Below are 14,643 nucleotides of genomic sequence, written 5' to 3' on the forward strand. Positions count from 1 at the left end.
CGCCCGCCGACTCCACCGCCATGGCTCGCGCGCTCGCGCTCGCGGCCGAGGCGGGTGCCGCGGGCGACGTCCCGGTGGGGGCGGTCGTGACGGATGCCGCGGGCGTCATCATCGCCGAGGGCCGCAACGAACGCGAGGTGACGGGGGATCCGACCGCGCATGCCGAGGTCCTGGCTCTTCGCCGAGCTGCCGAGGTCGCGGGGTCGTGGAACCTCGAGGGTCATTCGCTCGTTGTGACGCTCGAACCCTGTGTGATGTGCGCGGGCGCGCTGTTGCAGGCCCGGATTTCGCGTGTCGTCTTCGGATCGTGGGACGCCAAGGCGGGCGCCGCGGGTTCTGTCTACGACGTCGTCCGCGATCGGCGGTTGCCCTACCGCGCCGAGGTCGTCGGGGGAGTGGCGGCCGAAGAATCCGCTGCGCTGCTCGGGACGTTCTTCGAAACGCGCAGGATGTCCGGCTCGAGGTAGACGACGCGCGCGGCGGGAACTGCGGCTCGCACCCGAGCCTCGATCGCATCGATCGTGGCCGCAACCTCACCGAGCGTCTGGTCGGCGGGGAAGGCCAGCTTCGCGGCGACCATCAACTCATCGGGTCCGAGGTAGAGCGTCTTCACGTGGATCACCGAGACGGGCGCATCGCCGGACTCCAGAGCCCGCACGATCGCGGTGTGGTCGCCTTCGTTGGCACCCTCGCCGACCAGCAGGCTCTTGGTTTCGATGCCGAGGGTGATCGCCACGACGATCAGCAGCGTGCCGATCATCAGGGTGCCGAGTGCGTCGAACAGCGGGTCACCCGTGATGGCGGTCAGGCCGACGCCCAGCAGCGCAAACACGAGACCGATCAGCGCCGCGACATCCTCGAGCAGAACGACGGGCAACTCGGGTGCTTTCGCGTGACGGATGAATCCGATCCACGACTCGCCCTTGGCGCGCACCAGGTTGCTTTCGCGGACGGCGGTGCGGAGCGAGAAGGACTCAAGTCCGATCGCGATGACCAGAACGACGAGGGGAATCCAGAGGTTCGTCACCTCATGCGGATCGATGAGCTTCTCGACGCCCTCGTAGATCGAGAACAAGCCACCGACGGAGAACAGGATGATCGACACGACGAACGCGTAGACGTATCGTTCGCGCCCGTAGCCGAACGGATGCTCCTGGTCGGCTTTCTTGCGCGCCTTTCGACCACCGAGCAGCAGCAGGATCTGATTGCCCGAGTCGGCGAGGGAGTGGATGCCCTCGGCGAGCATGGACGCCGACCCGGAGAAGAACCACGCGACGAACTTCGCCAGGGCGATGCCGAGGTTTGCGAGGAACGCGGCGATGATCGCCTTTCCTCCGCCGGATGCACTCACGAGGCGCGCCCTTTCAGTCCGCGGACTTCAGGATGATCGCCTCGGTGGGAGGCGCGGGGTCGGCGGGCTGGTCGACGTAGCCGATCACGCGCAGCAGAGCGCGGCGCACCTCGGCGGGGCGTTCGAGGTGCGGGGTGTGGCCCACACCCTCGAGGGCGATCTCGGTGACGCTGCCACCGCGGTCGGCGTAGCGCGCGAGGACGTCGCGCGTCTGCGACACCATCGGCTGGGCCGGCGCGACCTCGGCGCCCGGCCAGTCGGGGATGATGCCGGCCTCGCCCAGATAGCCCGCGTCGAAGAACGACGTGTCGGAGACGATCGCGTCGTCCTCACCGTGGATCCAGAGGATCGGCGGCTTGGGGTCGAGATCGACGATGTTCGAGACGTCGAAGTACCGCGGCGCCAGGGCATTCATGACACCGATCGCCCCGGCCGCGAAGCCGGGCCAGTTCTGGGACGCGACGGTCTCGCCGGGGTAGTTGCCCGTTGCGGTCGAGGTCGAGAGCATCGACTCGACCCAGGTGTCCTCGTTCTCGGACGTGTAGCCCGGAGCAACATACGCGGTGCGGAAGACACTGCGGGGCGAGGTGGGGGCATCGGTCGACGTGTCGCCCGCGATGAGTCGCTCGACGAAATCCGGGTTTGCGACGCCCGCGCCCGCTCCGGCGTCGTCGTCCGTCAAGCGCGTGCCGTCGCGCCGCGTTCCCCCGAACCCGAAGGGCGAGACGGGGGATTCGAGCGTCAGGCTCAGCACCGGGTGATCGAGCGCGTACTGCATGACAACCGCGGCGCCCAGGGCCCAGCCCACGAGGTGTGCCGGTGTCGCCTCGAGCAGTTCGAGGGTTACGTGCAGGTCGTCGCTGAAATCGCGCACCCCGCGGGTGGCGTCGACGGGGGCGTTCTCGGTCGCGCCGAATCCGCGCAGGTCGACCGCGATGATCCGCAGATCCGGCGGCAGGTCCTGCATCAGCTCCTGCCAGATCAGGCTCGACGACACCTGACCGTGCACGAACACCAGGGTGCGCTCGGGAACGGTCGTCGCTTCGTCACTTACGCGCTCGAGAATGTTCACCGTGAGTCTCGAGGTCTCGATCTGACGTGCGGTGATTCCGTCCATGATCGCCATGATGTCCCTCTTCTCGGTGCCATCTCAGTGCCCGTGCGCAGGGCTCCTGTTACCTCGCCGATCCTAGTCCGGCCCTCATAGGATGACCTGATGGTCGACCACGAAGAATCCGCCCGTCCGCTTCCGTCCGTCGCCATTCTCGGGGCCGGTTCGATGGGCGGTGCGATCCTCTCCGGACTGCTCGCCTCGGGTACAGCGATCGAGGGCTGCGTCACGGTGACGAACCGGTCGCGTGAGAAGGCCGCGGCGCTCGCGGAGCTCGCGGGTGTGACCTCGATCGCCCTCGCCGACGACTCCGACGGAAACCTGCGTGCCGTCCGAGACGCCGACATCGTTCTGGTCGGGGTGAAGCCCGCCATGGTGCCCGCGCTGCTCGCCGAGATCGCCCCCGCGTTGCGTCCGGGTGCGGTTGTGGTGAGCCTGGCGGCCGGTGTCACCCTCGCGACCTTCGCCGAGGTGCTCGGCGGCGAGGTCGCGGTGATCCGCTCGATGCCCAACACCCCGGCTGTGGTTCGCCAGGCCGTGACCGGTATCGCGTCGGGCAGTGCCGTGACCCCCGAGCAGGTGGACGCCGTTCGGCGCCTGTTCGAAACGGTGGGCGTGGTCGTCGAGGTGCCCGAGGACCAGATCGACGCCCTCGGGACGATCTCGGGGTCAGGGCCCGCCTACGTCTTCCTCCTCATCGAAGAATTCACTCGGGCGGCGATCGCGCGGGGCTTTGGCGAGAGCGAGGCGCGCCTGCTCGCCGAGCAGACGTTCATCGGTGCGGGTGCGCTCCTGGCGGCGACGGGCGAGAACCCGGCCGAGCTGCGACGGCGGGTGACGAGTCCCGGTGGCACGACCGAGCGGGCAATCGCGGTGTTGCAGGATGCCGAGCTCGGCACTGTCTTCACGCGCGCGACCGACGCGGCTCTGGCGCGCTCTCGCGAACTGGCTGAGGGCGCCTGACCGACGCGCTCCATCGAGTGCGAGAGCCGGTCAGAGTGCCGCGGCGCTCTTCGCGGCGCTGATCTTGGCGGTGTGCTCGGCGATCGCCGTGGCTACCGAGTCGAGTGAGCGGGTGAACTGATCCAGCTCTCCCTCACTGAGATGAGCAGTGGCGCCGCGCACCATGTCGGCGAAGTCCGCGTGAATCCGCTCCATCGTGGAGTGCGCCAGCGGGGTCAGCTCGACGAAAACGCTCCGCCGATCGCCCGGGTGCTCGGTGCGAACCAGCATGTCGATCTCAACGAGCCGACGGGTGATGAAGGTGATCGCACCCGTCGTGACGTGCATGTGCGAGGCAAGTTGTTTCGGGGTGACGCGGATGTGCTCGGCGACGTAGAACAGCGCTCGCAGTTCGCTCGCTGAGAGGCCTTCTTCTTCGGCGATGCGCTCACGATTGCGGTCGAGGGCACGCGAGAAGCGAACCGCCGCGGTGGGGAACGCGTCGAGCCGGTGGGAACGCCCGATCTGCGCCGCCATCTGCTCCGTCATCTGGTCTCCTCCCGAATCGTTCAGTGTAACCGCGTTTTCGGGCAGAGGTTGTAATAGCGACTAACTAAGTTAGTAACTTGTATAGTGACTGTGATAACGGAGTTCCGCCCGGAACTCCCCCGACGAAGGAGTCCTACGTGATACCCGACCTCCTGACCGCCGCGCAATTCTCGACGGTTTACAACGCCCTCTCGTTGGTGATCGCCGCGCAACTGTTCACGGCGATATTCCTGCTGATCTCGCTCCCGAGGGTCCTACCGAGATATCGGACCGCCCTCACCATCGCGCTCGTCGTCTGTGGCATCGCCGCGTACCACTACTTCCGCATCTTCGATTCCTTCAACGCGGCCTTCACGACGGAAGCCGCGGGAGGGCTGGGTGATTACACCACGACGGCCGGAGCGGCCTTCAACGAGGGCTACCGGTACGTGGACTGGCTGCTGACCGTCCCGCTTCTGCTGGTCGAATTGATCGCCGTGCTGGCGCTCGCCCGCCAGCTGCAGAATCGTCTCCTCATGCAGCTCGTGCCGGCATCCATCCTGATGATCGTCCTCGGTTACCCGGGCGAGATCAGCAGTGATCTCGGTGTGCGGACCGTGTTCGGAATCCTCTCCACGATCCCGTTCCTGTTCATCCTGTACGTGCTGTTCGTGCAGCTGTCCCGTTCGCTCGCGAACCAGCCCGAGGCTGTTCGCGGCAAGATCAGCCGCCTGCGGTACCTGTTGGTGCTGAGCTGGGGCGTCTACCGATCGCCTACCTGTTGCCGTCGCTCGACCTCGGCGCCGATGGCTGGGTGTGGAAGCAGGTCGGCTATTCGATCGCGGACATCGTGGCGAAGGCCGTCTACGCCATCATCATTTACCAGGTTGCGCGCACGAAGTCGCTGCTCGAAGACCCGGCGTTCGCCGCCGTGGAGCGTCCGCACTCCGACCACCGTCCGGCGAAGGACACGGCTCTGGCGGCCTGATACCGGGCCTGATACCGATGGGGTGCCGCGGATGCGTCTGCGGTACCCCCGTCGGCGTCAGCGGTCGAGCGACGCGAAGCGCTCGATGTCGCTGTTGGTGCCCGAGACGATGATCAGGTCGTGGTTCGTCACGACCGTCTGTGCTTCGGCATAGCGGAATGGTTTGCCGGGGCTCTTCACGCCGACGACCGTCACGTTGTACTTCGTCCGCACGCCCGACTGGTTCAGGCCCACCCCGCGGATGAACCGGGGCGGGTACATCTTGGCGAGCACGAAGTCGTCGTCGAAGCGGATGAAGTCGAGCATGCGTCCGCTCACGAGGTGGGCGACACGCTCACCGGCCTCGCGCTCGGGGTAGATGACGTGGTTCGCGCCCACACGGGCGAGGATCTTGCCGTGCGACTGCGAAACCGCCTTCGCCCAGATCTGCGGGACCTTGAGGTCGACGAGGTTCGCGGTGATGAGGACGGATGCCTCGATGCTCGAGCCGACCGCCACGACCGCGACCTGGAAGTCGGCGGCACCGATCTGGGTGAGGGCGTCGATGTTGCGCGCGTCGGCCTGCACCGTGTGCGTGACCCGCTCGGACCACTTCTGCACCAGGTCGAGGCTCTCGTCGATCGCCAGGACCTCGCGGTCGAGTCGGTCTAGCTCGCCCGCGCAGGCGGCGCCGAATCGTCCGAGTCCGATCACAAGAACGGGCGCGTCGCCGCGGATCTGCTCAACCAACGATGGGCCTTTCCACGGGCAACGAATAGAGCTGCGAACGGGATGTCGCGGCCACCGCCGCGGCGAGAGTCACTGTACCAATGCGGCCCATGAAGATGGTGAGGGCCATGACGTAGGCGGCGGGATCGGGAAGCTCGGCCGTCAGGCCCGTCGACAGCCCGACGGTGGCGAAGCCCGAGATGACGTCGAAGAGCACCTCGGCGATCGGAGCCTTCGTCATCTGCGCGATCGTGATGGTCGACAGTGCCACGATCGTCGCGCCCCACGCGACGACCGACAGCGCGACTCTCTGCACGTCGCTCGGGATGCGGCGGCCGAACGCCTCCACCGACACGCGCCCCTTGGCCTCGGACCAGACTGCCAGGGCCAGCACCGCGAGGGTCGTGACCTTGATGCCGCCGGCCGTCGAGGCCGAGCCGCCGCCGACGAACATCAGCATGGATCCGACGACGAGCGAAGAACCATTGAGCTCGCCGATATCGACAACCGAGAAGCCGCCGGAGCGCGTCATGGCCGAGAGGAAGAAGGCCTGGAAGACGGTGTCGCCGGCGTCCATCGATCCGAAGGTGCCCGGGTTGTTGTATTCGAGCCCGAGGAAGACGATCGCACCTGCCACGAAGAGCAGCATCGTCGTGATCAACGTCAGCTTGACGTGGAGGGACCACTTCTTGACGTGCCAGAGGTGCTTCGACAGGGCGTAGATGACGGGGAATCCGATGCTGCCGAGGAAGACGCCCATCATCAGGATCGTGAGCACGAGATAGTCGTCGGCGAACGGCTCAAGGCCGCCCGGGTTGGGGGTGAAGCCGGTATTCGTGAACGCCATCGCGGCGTAGAACGGCGCCTCCCACAGGGCGTCGAGGGGAGCGACATTCGCGAGCAGCAGCGCGGGGTAGAGCAGTGCGGCGATCACGGCCTCGATCACGAGCGTCGAGATCGCGACGGTGATCAACAGCTGCCCGACCTCGCCCAGACGGACCGTCTGGCCCTCGTTCACGGGGCCGCCGTGGGCCCGCATCGGGTTGGTGTCGCTCGCCGCGATCAGCTTGGCGCGCAGGCCGAGGCGCTTGGAGATGATGAGGCCGAGGAGAGAGGCGAGCGTGAGTACGCCCATCCCACCGATGTTGACCCCGAGGAAGATGATCGCCTTGCCGATCGGAGACCAGTAGGTGGCGATGTCCACGACCGTCAGGCCGGTCACACAGATCGTCGAAACGGCGGTGAACAGGGCATCGACGAGAGGCGCCTGCCGGCCACTCGCGGATGCGGCGGGAAGCGACAGTAACGCGGTGAAGATCAGGATGAGCGATGCGAAGACGAGGATCGCGAAGCGTGCGGGTGACGAGGTGGTGAAGTCCCGTAACAACTGCCCGATCGAGGAGAACACCTGTCTGCCCGACGGTCTCGTGGCCGACGAGTTCGATTGACTGCTCGCCTGCCCGCTCGACCGATTGCTCGACCGTTTGCTCAACAATGGCCGCATCCTCGCCATGCAGCCGCCCCCTTCGCGCAGAACCTCCATCATGGTACTCGGGCCCTCGCGCGGCTAACCTATGGGGATGGCGGACATCTTCGACGTGATCGCGGACGGCACACGGCGGGAGATCCTGCAGATCCTGCTCTCTCGTTCTTCCTCAGGGGACGGTGGCACGAGCGTCTCGCAGATCGTGCACGAGCTCGGTGTGAGCCAGCCGACCGTGTCCAAGCACCTGAAGGTGCTGCGCGAAGCAGACCTTGTGACGGTGCGCGAGGAGGGGCAGCACCGCTACTACAGCCTGCAGAGCACCCCCCTTGAGACCGTCGACGACTGGCTCGTCCCCTTCTTCATCGACGAAGCGGATGGCGAGGAGATCGTGCGGATCGGGTCGAGCGCGCTGCCCGAACCTGCCGCTCAGGCGGCCGAGTTCGTGGGCCGCGCTGCCGCGTCCGCCAAGCATGCGGTGACCTCCGCGTTCCGCCGTCGCACCTGACCCGCGCGCGGCGCACGCAGCACGGTTCCCACTCGTCCCACGAGTCACACGGGTTTACACGCGCCTCTCGCACCCCTAGAGTGTGCTGAGCGTTCGCGTTTGGGGAGAAAGTGGGGCGGTCACATGGCCGAATTGCCGGACATGCGGTTCTTGACCGTTGCCGAGGTTGCCGAGATCATGCGCGTCTCGAAGATGACGGTCTACCGTCTCGTTCACGCGGGTGAGCTTCCCGCCGTCCGCTTCGGCCGGTCGTATCGGGTTCCCGAGCAGGCGGTGACGGAGGCCCTCAGTCGTCCTCTCGAGTTCGGCCGGCCCATCGCCGACGCCGGCTGACTGGTAGGCTATTTCGAAGGCTCTGTTCGCAGAGCCTGTTCCCGGGCCCTCCGCACGCATCGCGGACGGCGCCCACCCCTGACATAGTGAGGTCCTTCCGTGGGTTCTGTCATCAAGAAGCGCCGCAAGCGCATGGCGAAGAAGAAGCACCGCAAGCTGCTTCGTAAGACTCGCCACCAGCGCCGCAACAAGAAGTAAGCGGCTCGGGGACTCCGGTTCCCACACGCCGAGCGCCTGTCCCCTGGACGGGCGCTTCGTGTTTGTGCTCGGCAGCAGTCATCCGTTCATCTCGAGGCGAGGGGCCCCGGTCATGAAGTCGATAACCGTTCAGCAGCTGCACGATCGGGGCGATGTCCCGCTGATCGACGTGCGCGAGGAAGACGAGTTCGCCGCCGGGCACGTTCCCGGTGCCGTGAACCTGCCGATGTCGAAGATCGGCGACCTGCTCGACCAGCTGCCGGCGGAGCCGTTCGACGTCATCTGCCAGGCCGGGGGCCGTTCGGCGCGGGTCGTCGAGGCGCTCGAAGCGCGCGGCTACGAGGCGACGAACGTCGAAGGCGGCACCGGCGAATGGATCGCGGCGGGGTACCCGACCGAGAAGTGACCATCGCGTTGAGCGAGACCTGATCAAAAGCTGATCCGGCGCTATCCACAGCGTCGCCGAGGCGTGGGAATCCGTGCCTAGGATGATTTCGTGCCCACAATCACCGTGATCGGCAAACCCGACTGCCACCTCTGCGATGTCGCAGAAGGGGTCGTCGAACGCGTGCTCGCCGATCTTCCTGAGCGTGTCGCATCCCGCATCGAGGTGATCGAGTCATCCATCGCCGACGACCCCGATCTGTATGCGAAGTGGTGGGAGAAGATCCCCGTGGTTCTCATCGACGGGCAGCTGCATGCGCATTGGCGGGTCGCACCCGACCGCCTGCGTGAGGCTCTGCTGGACGCCAGCGACAAGAAAGTCGCCGGCGCCCGTGCGGATGCCGAGGAAGTAACCCTCTAGCGATCAGTCGGCCACCGGCCGCACCACGACGGGCTCGGGTGCAACCGTCAGGCGCACCGAGTCGTCGTAGGACAGGCGGTCGGCTGCCGAATGCTGGACGCGGACGAGTTCACCCTCGGCCGTCCGCACGAGGGTACGGCGGAAGCTGCCGAGGAACGTGCTCTCTTGGACGTTCCCGTATACGCCCGAGTCGCCAGAGACCGCGAGTCGCACGTTCTCGGGCCGCAGGAACACATCGACGGCTCCGTCTACGACCGATCCCTGCACGGGCAGTCGTTGGCCCCACAGTTCGACCTCCGTACCGTTGACTGTTCCGCGCACGGTGCTCGAGAGCCCGACGAAAGCGGCCACGTAGGGCGTAGCGGGACGCAGGTACAGGTCTTCGGGGGTTCCGACCTGTTCGATCCGTCCGGCGTTCATCACGGCGATCCGGTCCGAGACGGCCAGGGCCTCTTCCTGGTCGTGCGTCACGAAGACCGTCGTGGTGCCGAGGCGCAGCTGAATGCGTCGGATCTCGTCGCGCAGCTGCACGCGTACCTTCGCGTCGAGCGCCGAGAGCGGCTCGTCGAGCAGCAGCACGCGGGGTTCGGTGACGAGGGCCCGCGCGAGCGCCACGCGCTGCTGCTGACCGCCGGAGAGCTGGTGCGTGTAGCGCTCGCCGAGGTGACCCAGGCCGACCAGATCGAGCGCGTCCATCGCGCGCGCCTCGGCCGCGACGCGAGCGACACCCCGTCGCCGCAGCCCGAACGCGACGTTCTCGCGGATCCGCAAGTGCGGAAAGAGCGAGTACGCCTGGAACACCATCCCGATGTCGCGCTTGTTGGTCGGCACGCGCGAGACATCCCGATCCCCGAGCAGAACCGAGCCCTCGGTCGCATTCTCGAGTCCCGCCAGAACGCGGAGCGCCGTGGTCTTGCCGCAGCCCGACGGACCGAGCAGCGAGACGAACTCGCCGGGCTTGATGTCGAGGTCGACGCCGTGCAGCACGCGGGTGCTGCCGTAGTCCTTCACGACCCCGCGGAATTCGACGCGAGTTCCCTCGCCGGCGTCGGCCAGCAGCTGGTTGTCGGATGTGCGGGGCAGGGGGCGGGGGGTGGTGTCGGTCACGATGAGGTCCTTCCCGTGCGGGCTCTGCCCGCGCGGCCGATGAAGAGCAGGAGGAGGAAGGCGAACAGCAGCGCCAGCAGTGTGAAGATCGAGGCCGCGTAGGCATCGATACGGTTCACGACGACGAGCGCGGTCTGCAGCACCTGGCGGTTCAGTAGCGAGGCGATGGTGAATTCGCCCAGCACGACGGCGACCGAAATGAGGGATGCGGCGAGCAGCCCCTGACGCAGGTTCGGCGCCAGGACGCGCAGCACGACCGTCGGCCACGATGCGCCGAGCGAACGGGCCGCCTCGGCGAGCGTCTTCATGTCGACGGCGTCGATCGAGGCCTGGATCGAGCGGTACGCGAACGGCAGCACCGTGATTCCGTAGGCGAAGGCGAGGGTCCACGCTCCCGTGCCGAGGGTGCGTCCGATCTGCAGGTAGATCGGGGTCAGGCCGACGACGAGCACGATCGCGGGGATCGAGATGGGCAGCAGCACACCGAACTCGAAAGCCGGCCGCAGCTTCGGGAAGCGCAGCGACACCAGGATCATCGTCGGGGCGAGCAGCAGCAGGACGATGAGGACCGTGACGACCGCGAGAATCAGCGAGTTGCCGAGGCCCGTCCAGATCGGCGCATAGAGTCGCGCGTTCTCGGGGTCGAAGAGCGCCGCCCAGTTCGTCAGCGACAGCCCACCGGTGGACTGTCCCTCAACTGAGTTGTCGCGCAGCGTGTAGAGGAACGTCGAGACGAGCGGGATCGCGAACGCGACGCCGACGACGACGCCGATGATCCAGCGCGTCGCCCGTGAGGGGGCGATGCCGCTCATCGTGCCGCTCATGCCGCCGTTGAACGCGCCCTTCATGACTGCCACCGGGCGGCGCGACTCTGGACGACGGAGTAGGCCCACATCACGATGCCGACGATCACGATCATGCCGAGCGCGAGCGCGCCGGCGAGGTTCTCGCGACCCAGCACCGTCTCGCTGGTGAGAGCGGTGCGGATTCCGAGGGGCACGATCTGCGAGCCCTGGCTGGCCAGGGCCGCGGCCGTCGCGTACGACGAGAACGCGTTGGCGAACAGCAGCAGCAGGCTCGCGAGGAACGAGGGGGCGAGCACGGGGATTCCGATCGTGGTCCAGAAGCTCAGGCGTGTACCGCCGAGCGTGAGGTTGGCCTCGGCCCACTGCGGTTTGAGGGCCGAGAGGGCCGGCATGAATGTGATGACCATGAGCGGCACCTGGAAGTAGATGTAGGGCAGGATCAGGCCGGGAAGCGCGTAGAGCCACCCTCCGTCGGCGATGTTGATGCCGGTCGCGCTCAGGATGAATTGGGTGACGACGCCCTGGATGCCGATCGTCGCGATGAAGGCGAACGCCAACATCACGCCACCGAACTGGGCGAGGACGCCGGATGCAGCATCCACCGTCGTGCGAACGCCACTGGTTTCGTGCAGGCCGAGCATTGCGTAGCAGACAAGGGCGCCGAGCACGGCGCCGATGACCGCGGTGAGAAGCGATAGCCAGGTCGAGTTCCAGAATGTCTGGAGGATGACGGGATCACCGAGTGCGGCGAGGTTGTCGAAGGTGAATGCGCCATCTGCGTCGAAGAGCCCCGAACCGATGGCGAGGACGGTCGGCAGGGCGAGGAAGATGAGGACGTAGACGGCGAACGGCGTGAGGCCGAGCCAGGCCCAGCTGCGGACGCCCCGCCGACGGGCCGGAGCGAGAGGCTCCGACCCGGCGGCGTTCTTCGACAGCTCGGCGTCCGCCAGCCCCGCGGGGCTGGCGATCGCTTCGAGGGAGGTCACTGGACCGCCGAGGCCCACTTCTCGCCGAGCAGGGTGCCCGCGGTCGAGCTCTGCTCTTCGGTCGGAACCACCGTGTCGGCGGGCGCCTCGGGCAGTGCGTCGGCCAGCTCCTGGACGATTGTGCCGGCCTCGATCATTGCCTCCATGCGAACAGGGCGAGCGCCACCCTTCAGCCACAGGTTCTGGACCTCGTCGCTGTAGAGGAACTCTTGCCACAGGCGCGCGGCGGCCGGGTTGGGGGCGTCGATGTTGATCGCCTGGTTGTAGTAGCCGGCGTATCCGGTGCCGTCGAAGATCACGACCTCCCAGGCGGGGTTGTCGGCCTTGTGCGAGGCGTTGAGGTAATCCCAGTCGAAGACGACCGGGGTCTCGCCGCTCGCGATCGTCGCGGTCGTGACGTCGAGCTTCAGCATGTTGCCCGCGGCGTTCAGCTCGGAGAAGAAATCGATGCCCGGCTGGAAGTCATCCAGCGTGCCGTCGTTCTGCGCGTCACTATTCAAAAGCGTCGCGAGGCCGACGGCGGCGAAGGCCGCGCCCGCCTGCGTCGGGTCACCGTTGATCGCGACCGAGCCCTTGTAGTCGGAACCCAGCAGGTCGCCGATCTCTTCGGGGGCATCGAACTTCGACGAGTCGTAGCCGACCGACATGTATCCGCCGTAGTCGCCGACGAACAGGCCCGTCGACTCCTTGAGGGCGTCGGGGATGTCGTCCCACGTCTCGACCTTGTAGGGAGCGAAGACGTCGGTGTTCTGCAGGGCGACGGTCAGGCCGATGTCGAAGACGTCGGGCGCGGTGTCGAGGCCCTTGTTCGTCTCGGCAGCGGTGATCTCTTCGGCACTTGAGACATCCGGGGACTGCTCGTTGATCGTGATCTCGGGATACTTCTCGGCGAACAGGTCGAGGATCTCGCCGTAGTTGGCCCAGTCGCGGGGGAGGGCGATGACGTTCAGCTGGCCCTCGGCGATGGCGGCCGCCTCGAGCTCTTCCATCGTGCCGAAGTCGGCGAGGCTGGTCGCCGTGGCCGCGTCGACGCCACTGGCCGACTCGGTGTCGGATCCGGCGCCGCCGGCGCAGGACGACAGCAGCAGGGCGGCGCTGAGGGCAGCGGTTCCTGCGATCAGCACGCGGCGCATACGCCGCGGTGAGATTGATGACATGCGTGTGGGTTCCTCTCGGTGTTCCCGGGCGCTCGGGTAGGGCGCCGAATCGGGGTGACGGAGGAACGCTAGGGAGCGCCGGTTACCACGGGAGCGGTCCCGGGTAAACGGCGGGTGAGAGGTGTGTGGCCGGTCGGCGCTCGCGGGTCTGGCTCGGGGCGTGGCGGCACACCGAGTCCGCCGCTTGTTTACGAGGTCGCCGGTTATTGCCCGCGGCTAAGCAGCGGTCTCGGCGACAAGCGGCAGTCTCGGCGGCGCGGGTTGCCGATGCGCGTGCGGGTTACGGCGCGAGGCGCGTCGGGCCGCGGAACAGGTAGGTGACCTCGCGGATCGACGATTCGCCGAGCAGCAGCATCAACACGCGCGCGAGGCCCATGCCGAACCCGCCGTGCGGCGGGGCGCCGAAGCGGAAGAAGTCGAGGTAGAAGTCGAGGTGCTCGGGGTCGAGCCCCTTCTCCTTCGCCTGCTCGATCAGGATGTCGACGCGGTGCTCGCGCTGGGCGCCGGTCGTGATCTCGACGCCGTTGAAGAGCAGGTCGTACGACTTGGTCAGCCCGGTTTCTTCGTCGCGCATGTGGTAGAAAGCGCGGATCTGCGGGTGGTAGTCGGTGACGAACACGAACTGGTGCCCGAAGGTGTCCTGTGCCCACGCGGCGATCTGGCGCTCACCCTCGGGGTCGAGGTCGCCGTCGGTGCGCGGGACTTCGTAGCCGCGCGCCTTGACGATCTCGAGCGCCTCGGCGAGCGGGACCCGCGGGAACGGGATGGCCGGAACGTGCACCTCGACGCCGAAAAGTTCTTCGATCTCGGCGCCGTGCTTGTCTTTCACGGCCTGGAAGGCGAACTGCAGAAGCTCTTCCTGCATCCGTGCGACGTCTTCGTGCGAGTCGATCCAGCTGATCTCGGCGTCGATCGAGGTGAACTCGGTCGCGTGGCGGCTGGTGAAGCTCGGGTCGGCGCGGAACGCGGGGGCGATCTCGAAGATCTTGCCGAAGCCGGCGGACTGCGCCATCTGCTTGAAGAACTGGGGGCTCTGCGCGAGGTAGGCCGTCTTGTCTTCGAAGTAGTCGAGCGAGAACAGTTCGGCGTTCGACTCCGACGGGCTCGCCATGAGCTTGGGGGAGTGGATCTCGATGTAGTCGCGTTCGATCCAGTAGGTGCGCATCGCGTGCTCGAGCGTGGTCTGCACGCGGAAGATGAGGTTGTTTCGGCGCTGGCGCAGGTCGAGGAAGCGCCAGTCCATGCGCTTGTCGACGCTCGAGTCGGCCGCGATCGGGGTCTCGGGGTTGGCGGCCGCGGCGATGTCGAGGGTCGCGAGCTTGATCTCGACGCCGCCGAGCTTGACGCGCTCGTCGTGCTTAAGTTCGCCCGTGACGGTCAGGAAGGTGCCCGTCGCGAGTCCCGAGATCGTCTCGGTGAGGGTCAGGGCAGCGGATGCCTCAGGCGCGGCGTCTTCGGCGAGCTCGCGCGTCGCCGGGTTGACGAGCTGCACGGCGCCGGTCTCGTCACGCAGGATGACGAACTGCACCTTCTTCTGGTCGCGGACGGTCTCGACCCATCCCGACACCGAAACGGTGCCGTCGGGCAGACCCTGAAGCTGGTTGACCAGTACGCGTTGACTCACGAGGGTTC

The 14,643-nt window shown here is 66.9% G+C and carries 18 protein-coding genes; 8 read left to right on the plus strand and 10 right to left on the minus strand.

What is annotated here, in order from left to right; translation table 11 throughout:
- The first annotated feature begins 20 nt into the window (after positions 1-20).
- Positions 21-467 carry a nucleoside deaminase gene (locus tag CGU34_RS05620; RefSeq protein ID WP_100813621.1) on the plus strand — a complete coding sequence of 149 codons (447 nt, stop codon included), beginning with the start codon at positions 21-23 and terminating at the stop codon, positions 465-467.
- Here CGU34_RS05620 and CGU34_RS05625 read toward each other — a convergent pair.
- Together CGU34_RS05625 and CGU34_RS05630 are read right to left on the minus strand one after the other, a co-directional pair.
- Positions 371-1,351 carry a cation diffusion facilitator family transporter gene (locus CGU34_RS05625; RefSeq protein WP_100813549.1) on the minus strand — a complete coding sequence of 327 codons (981 nt, stop codon included), beginning with the start codon at positions 1,349-1,351 and terminating at the stop codon, positions 371-373. The two genes, CGU34_RS05620 and CGU34_RS05625, sit on opposite strands and share 97 nt — an antisense overlap.
- A 13-nt stretch (positions 1,352-1,364) precedes the next feature.
- The gene (locus CGU34_RS05630) at positions 1,365-2,477 is read right to left on the minus strand and encodes an alpha/beta hydrolase (protein WP_100813550.1); all 1,113 of its coding nucleotides are present in this window, start codon (positions 2,475-2,477) and stop codon (positions 1,365-1,367) included.
- Positions 2,478-2,567: 90 nt separating this feature from the next.
- On the opposite strand from CGU34_RS05630, the gene proC reads away from it, so the two are divergent.
- Positions 2,568-3,425 carry a pyrroline-5-carboxylate reductase gene (gene proC / locus CGU34_RS05635; protein WP_100813551.1) on the plus strand — a complete coding sequence of 286 codons (858 nt, stop codon included), beginning with the start codon at positions 2,568-2,570 and terminating at the stop codon, positions 3,423-3,425.
- A gap of 30 nt (positions 3,426-3,455) precedes the next feature.
- On the opposite strand, the gene CGU34_RS05640 is transcribed toward proC, so the two are convergent.
- Entirely contained in the window at positions 3,456-3,953 is a 498-nt protein-coding gene (locus tag CGU34_RS05640) for a MarR family winged helix-turn-helix transcriptional regulator (RefSeq protein ID WP_100813552.1), read from the minus strand.
- A 137-nt stretch (positions 3,954-4,090) separates the two neighbouring features.
- Here CGU34_RS05640 and CGU34_RS05645 point away from each other — a divergent pair, with 137 nt between their 5' ends.
- Entirely contained in the window at positions 4,091-5,074 is a 984-nt protein-coding gene (locus CGU34_RS05645; RefSeq protein ID WP_232711555.1) for a bacteriorhodopsin-like, read from the plus strand.
- Here CGU34_RS05645 and CGU34_RS05650 read toward each other — a convergent pair.
- On the minus strand, positions 4,978-5,649 hold the full coding sequence (locus tag CGU34_RS05650; protein WP_036297397.1) for a potassium channel family protein: 672 nt from the start codon (positions 5,647-5,649) through the stop codon (positions 4,978-4,980). The two genes, CGU34_RS05645 and CGU34_RS05650, sit on opposite strands and share 97 nt — an antisense overlap.
- Complete coding sequence (locus tag CGU34_RS05655; RefSeq protein ID WP_232711556.1) at positions 5,642-7,036, minus strand: TrkH family potassium uptake protein; 1,395 nt, start codon at positions 7,034-7,036, stop codon at positions 5,642-5,644. The genes CGU34_RS05650 and CGU34_RS05655 overlap by 8 nt, the downstream gene beginning before the upstream one ends.
- 172 nt (positions 7,037-7,208) lie before the next feature.
- Here CGU34_RS05655 and CGU34_RS05660 point away from each other — a divergent pair, with 172 nt between their 5' ends.
- The 5 genes from CGU34_RS05660 (at position 7,209) to CGU34_RS05680 (ending at position 8,955) form a co-directional block, all read left to right on the plus strand.
- On the plus strand, positions 7,209-7,619 hold the full coding sequence (locus CGU34_RS05660; protein ID WP_036297393.1) for an ArsR/SmtB family transcription factor: 411 nt from the start codon (positions 7,209-7,211) through the stop codon (positions 7,617-7,619).
- 123 nt (positions 7,620-7,742) lie between these two features.
- Positions 7,743-7,952, plus strand: a complete 210-nt coding sequence (locus tag CGU34_RS05665; RefSeq protein WP_036297391.1) for a helix-turn-helix domain-containing protein — start codon at positions 7,743-7,745, stop codon at positions 7,950-7,952.
- Positions 7,953-8,051: 99 nt separating this feature from the next.
- Positions 8,052-8,150 (plus strand): 30S ribosomal protein bS22, encoded by a 99-nt coding sequence (locus tag CGU34_RS05670; protein ID WP_003792170.1) that lies wholly within the window; start codon positions 8,052-8,054, stop codon positions 8,148-8,150.
- 112 nt (positions 8,151-8,262) lie between these two features.
- Positions 8,263-8,556 (plus strand): rhodanese-like domain-containing protein, encoded by a 294-nt coding sequence (locus tag CGU34_RS05675; protein ID WP_036297388.1) that lies wholly within the window; start codon positions 8,263-8,265, stop codon positions 8,554-8,556.
- 90 nt (positions 8,557-8,646) lie between these two features.
- Positions 8,647-8,955 (plus strand): glutaredoxin family protein, encoded by a 309-nt coding sequence (locus CGU34_RS05680; RefSeq protein ID WP_100813554.1) that lies wholly within the window; start codon positions 8,647-8,649, stop codon positions 8,953-8,955.
- A 3-nt stretch (positions 8,956-8,958) separates the two neighbouring features.
- On the opposite strand, the gene CGU34_RS05685 is transcribed toward CGU34_RS05680, so the two are convergent.
- The 5 genes from CGU34_RS05685 to aspS form a co-directional block, all read right to left on the minus strand.
- Positions 8,959-10,065 carry an ABC transporter ATP-binding protein gene (locus CGU34_RS05685; protein ID WP_100813622.1) on the minus strand — a complete coding sequence of 369 codons (1,107 nt, stop codon included), beginning with the start codon at positions 10,063-10,065 and terminating at the stop codon, positions 8,959-8,961.
- Complete coding sequence (locus tag CGU34_RS05690) at positions 10,059-10,874, minus strand: ABC transporter permease subunit (protein ID WP_100813623.1); 816 nt, start codon at positions 10,872-10,874, stop codon at positions 10,059-10,061. The genes CGU34_RS05685 and CGU34_RS05690 overlap by 7 nt, the downstream gene beginning before the upstream one ends.
- A gap of 32 nt (positions 10,875-10,906) precedes the next feature.
- Positions 10,907-11,854: an ABC transporter permease gene (locus tag CGU34_RS05695; RefSeq protein WP_370651708.1), complete on the minus strand. Its 948-nt coding sequence runs from the start codon at positions 11,852-11,854 to the stop codon at positions 10,907-10,909.
- Positions 11,851-13,011: an ABC transporter substrate-binding protein gene (locus CGU34_RS05700; protein ID WP_100813555.1), complete on the minus strand. Its 1,161-nt coding sequence runs from the start codon at positions 13,009-13,011 to the stop codon at positions 11,851-11,853. Before CGU34_RS05700 ends, CGU34_RS05695 begins: the two co-directional genes overlap by 4 nt.
- 280 nt (positions 13,012-13,291) lie before the next feature.
- A complete protein-coding gene (gene aspS, locus CGU34_RS05705; RefSeq protein WP_100813556.1) occupies positions 13,292-14,635 on the minus strand; it encodes an aspartate--tRNA(Asn) ligase in 1,344 nt (447 codons plus the stop codon).
- Between the last annotated feature and the right edge of the window lie 8 nt (positions 14,636-14,643).

The sequence above is a fragment of the Microbacterium lacus genome (assembly GCF_002812805.1).
Classification (GTDB): Bacteria; Actinomycetota; Actinomycetes; order Actinomycetales; family Microbacteriaceae; genus Microbacterium; species Microbacterium lacus_A.

Excerpts from the sequence above, each read along its gene's own strand:
- CGU34_RS05630 (WP_100813550.1), bottom strand. The coding sequence starts at position 2,477 with ATGGCGATCATGGACGGAATCACCGCACGTCAGATCGAGACCTCGAGA.
- CGU34_RS05675 (WP_036297388.1), top strand. The coding sequence starts at position 8,263 with ATGAAGTCGATAACCGTTCAGCAGCTGCACGATCGGGGCGATGTCCCG.
- CGU34_RS05700 (WP_100813555.1), bottom strand. The coding sequence starts at position 13,011 with ATGTCATCAATCTCACCGCGGCGTATGCGCCGCGTGCTGATCGCAGGA.
- proC (WP_100813551.1), top strand. The coding sequence starts at position 2,568 with ATGGTCGACCACGAAGAATCCGCCCGTCCGCTTCCGTCCGTCGCCATT.
- CGU34_RS05640 (WP_100813552.1), bottom strand. The coding sequence starts at position 3,953 with ATGACGGAGCAGATGGCGGCGCAGATCGGGCGTTCCCACCGGCTCGAC.
- CGU34_RS05660 (WP_036297393.1), top strand. The coding sequence starts at position 7,209 with ATGGCGGACATCTTCGACGTGATCGCGGACGGCACACGGCGGGAGATC.
- CGU34_RS05620 (WP_100813621.1), top strand. The coding sequence starts at position 21 with ATGGCTCGCGCGCTCGCGCTCGCGGCCGAGGCGGGTGCCGCGGGCGAC.
- CGU34_RS05665 (WP_036297391.1), top strand. The coding sequence starts at position 7,743 with ATGGCCGAATTGCCGGACATGCGGTTCTTGACCGTTGCCGAGGTTGCC.
- CGU34_RS05690 (WP_100813623.1), bottom strand. The coding sequence starts at position 10,874 with ATGAGCGGCATCGCCCCCTCACGGGCGACGCGCTGGATCATCGGCGTC.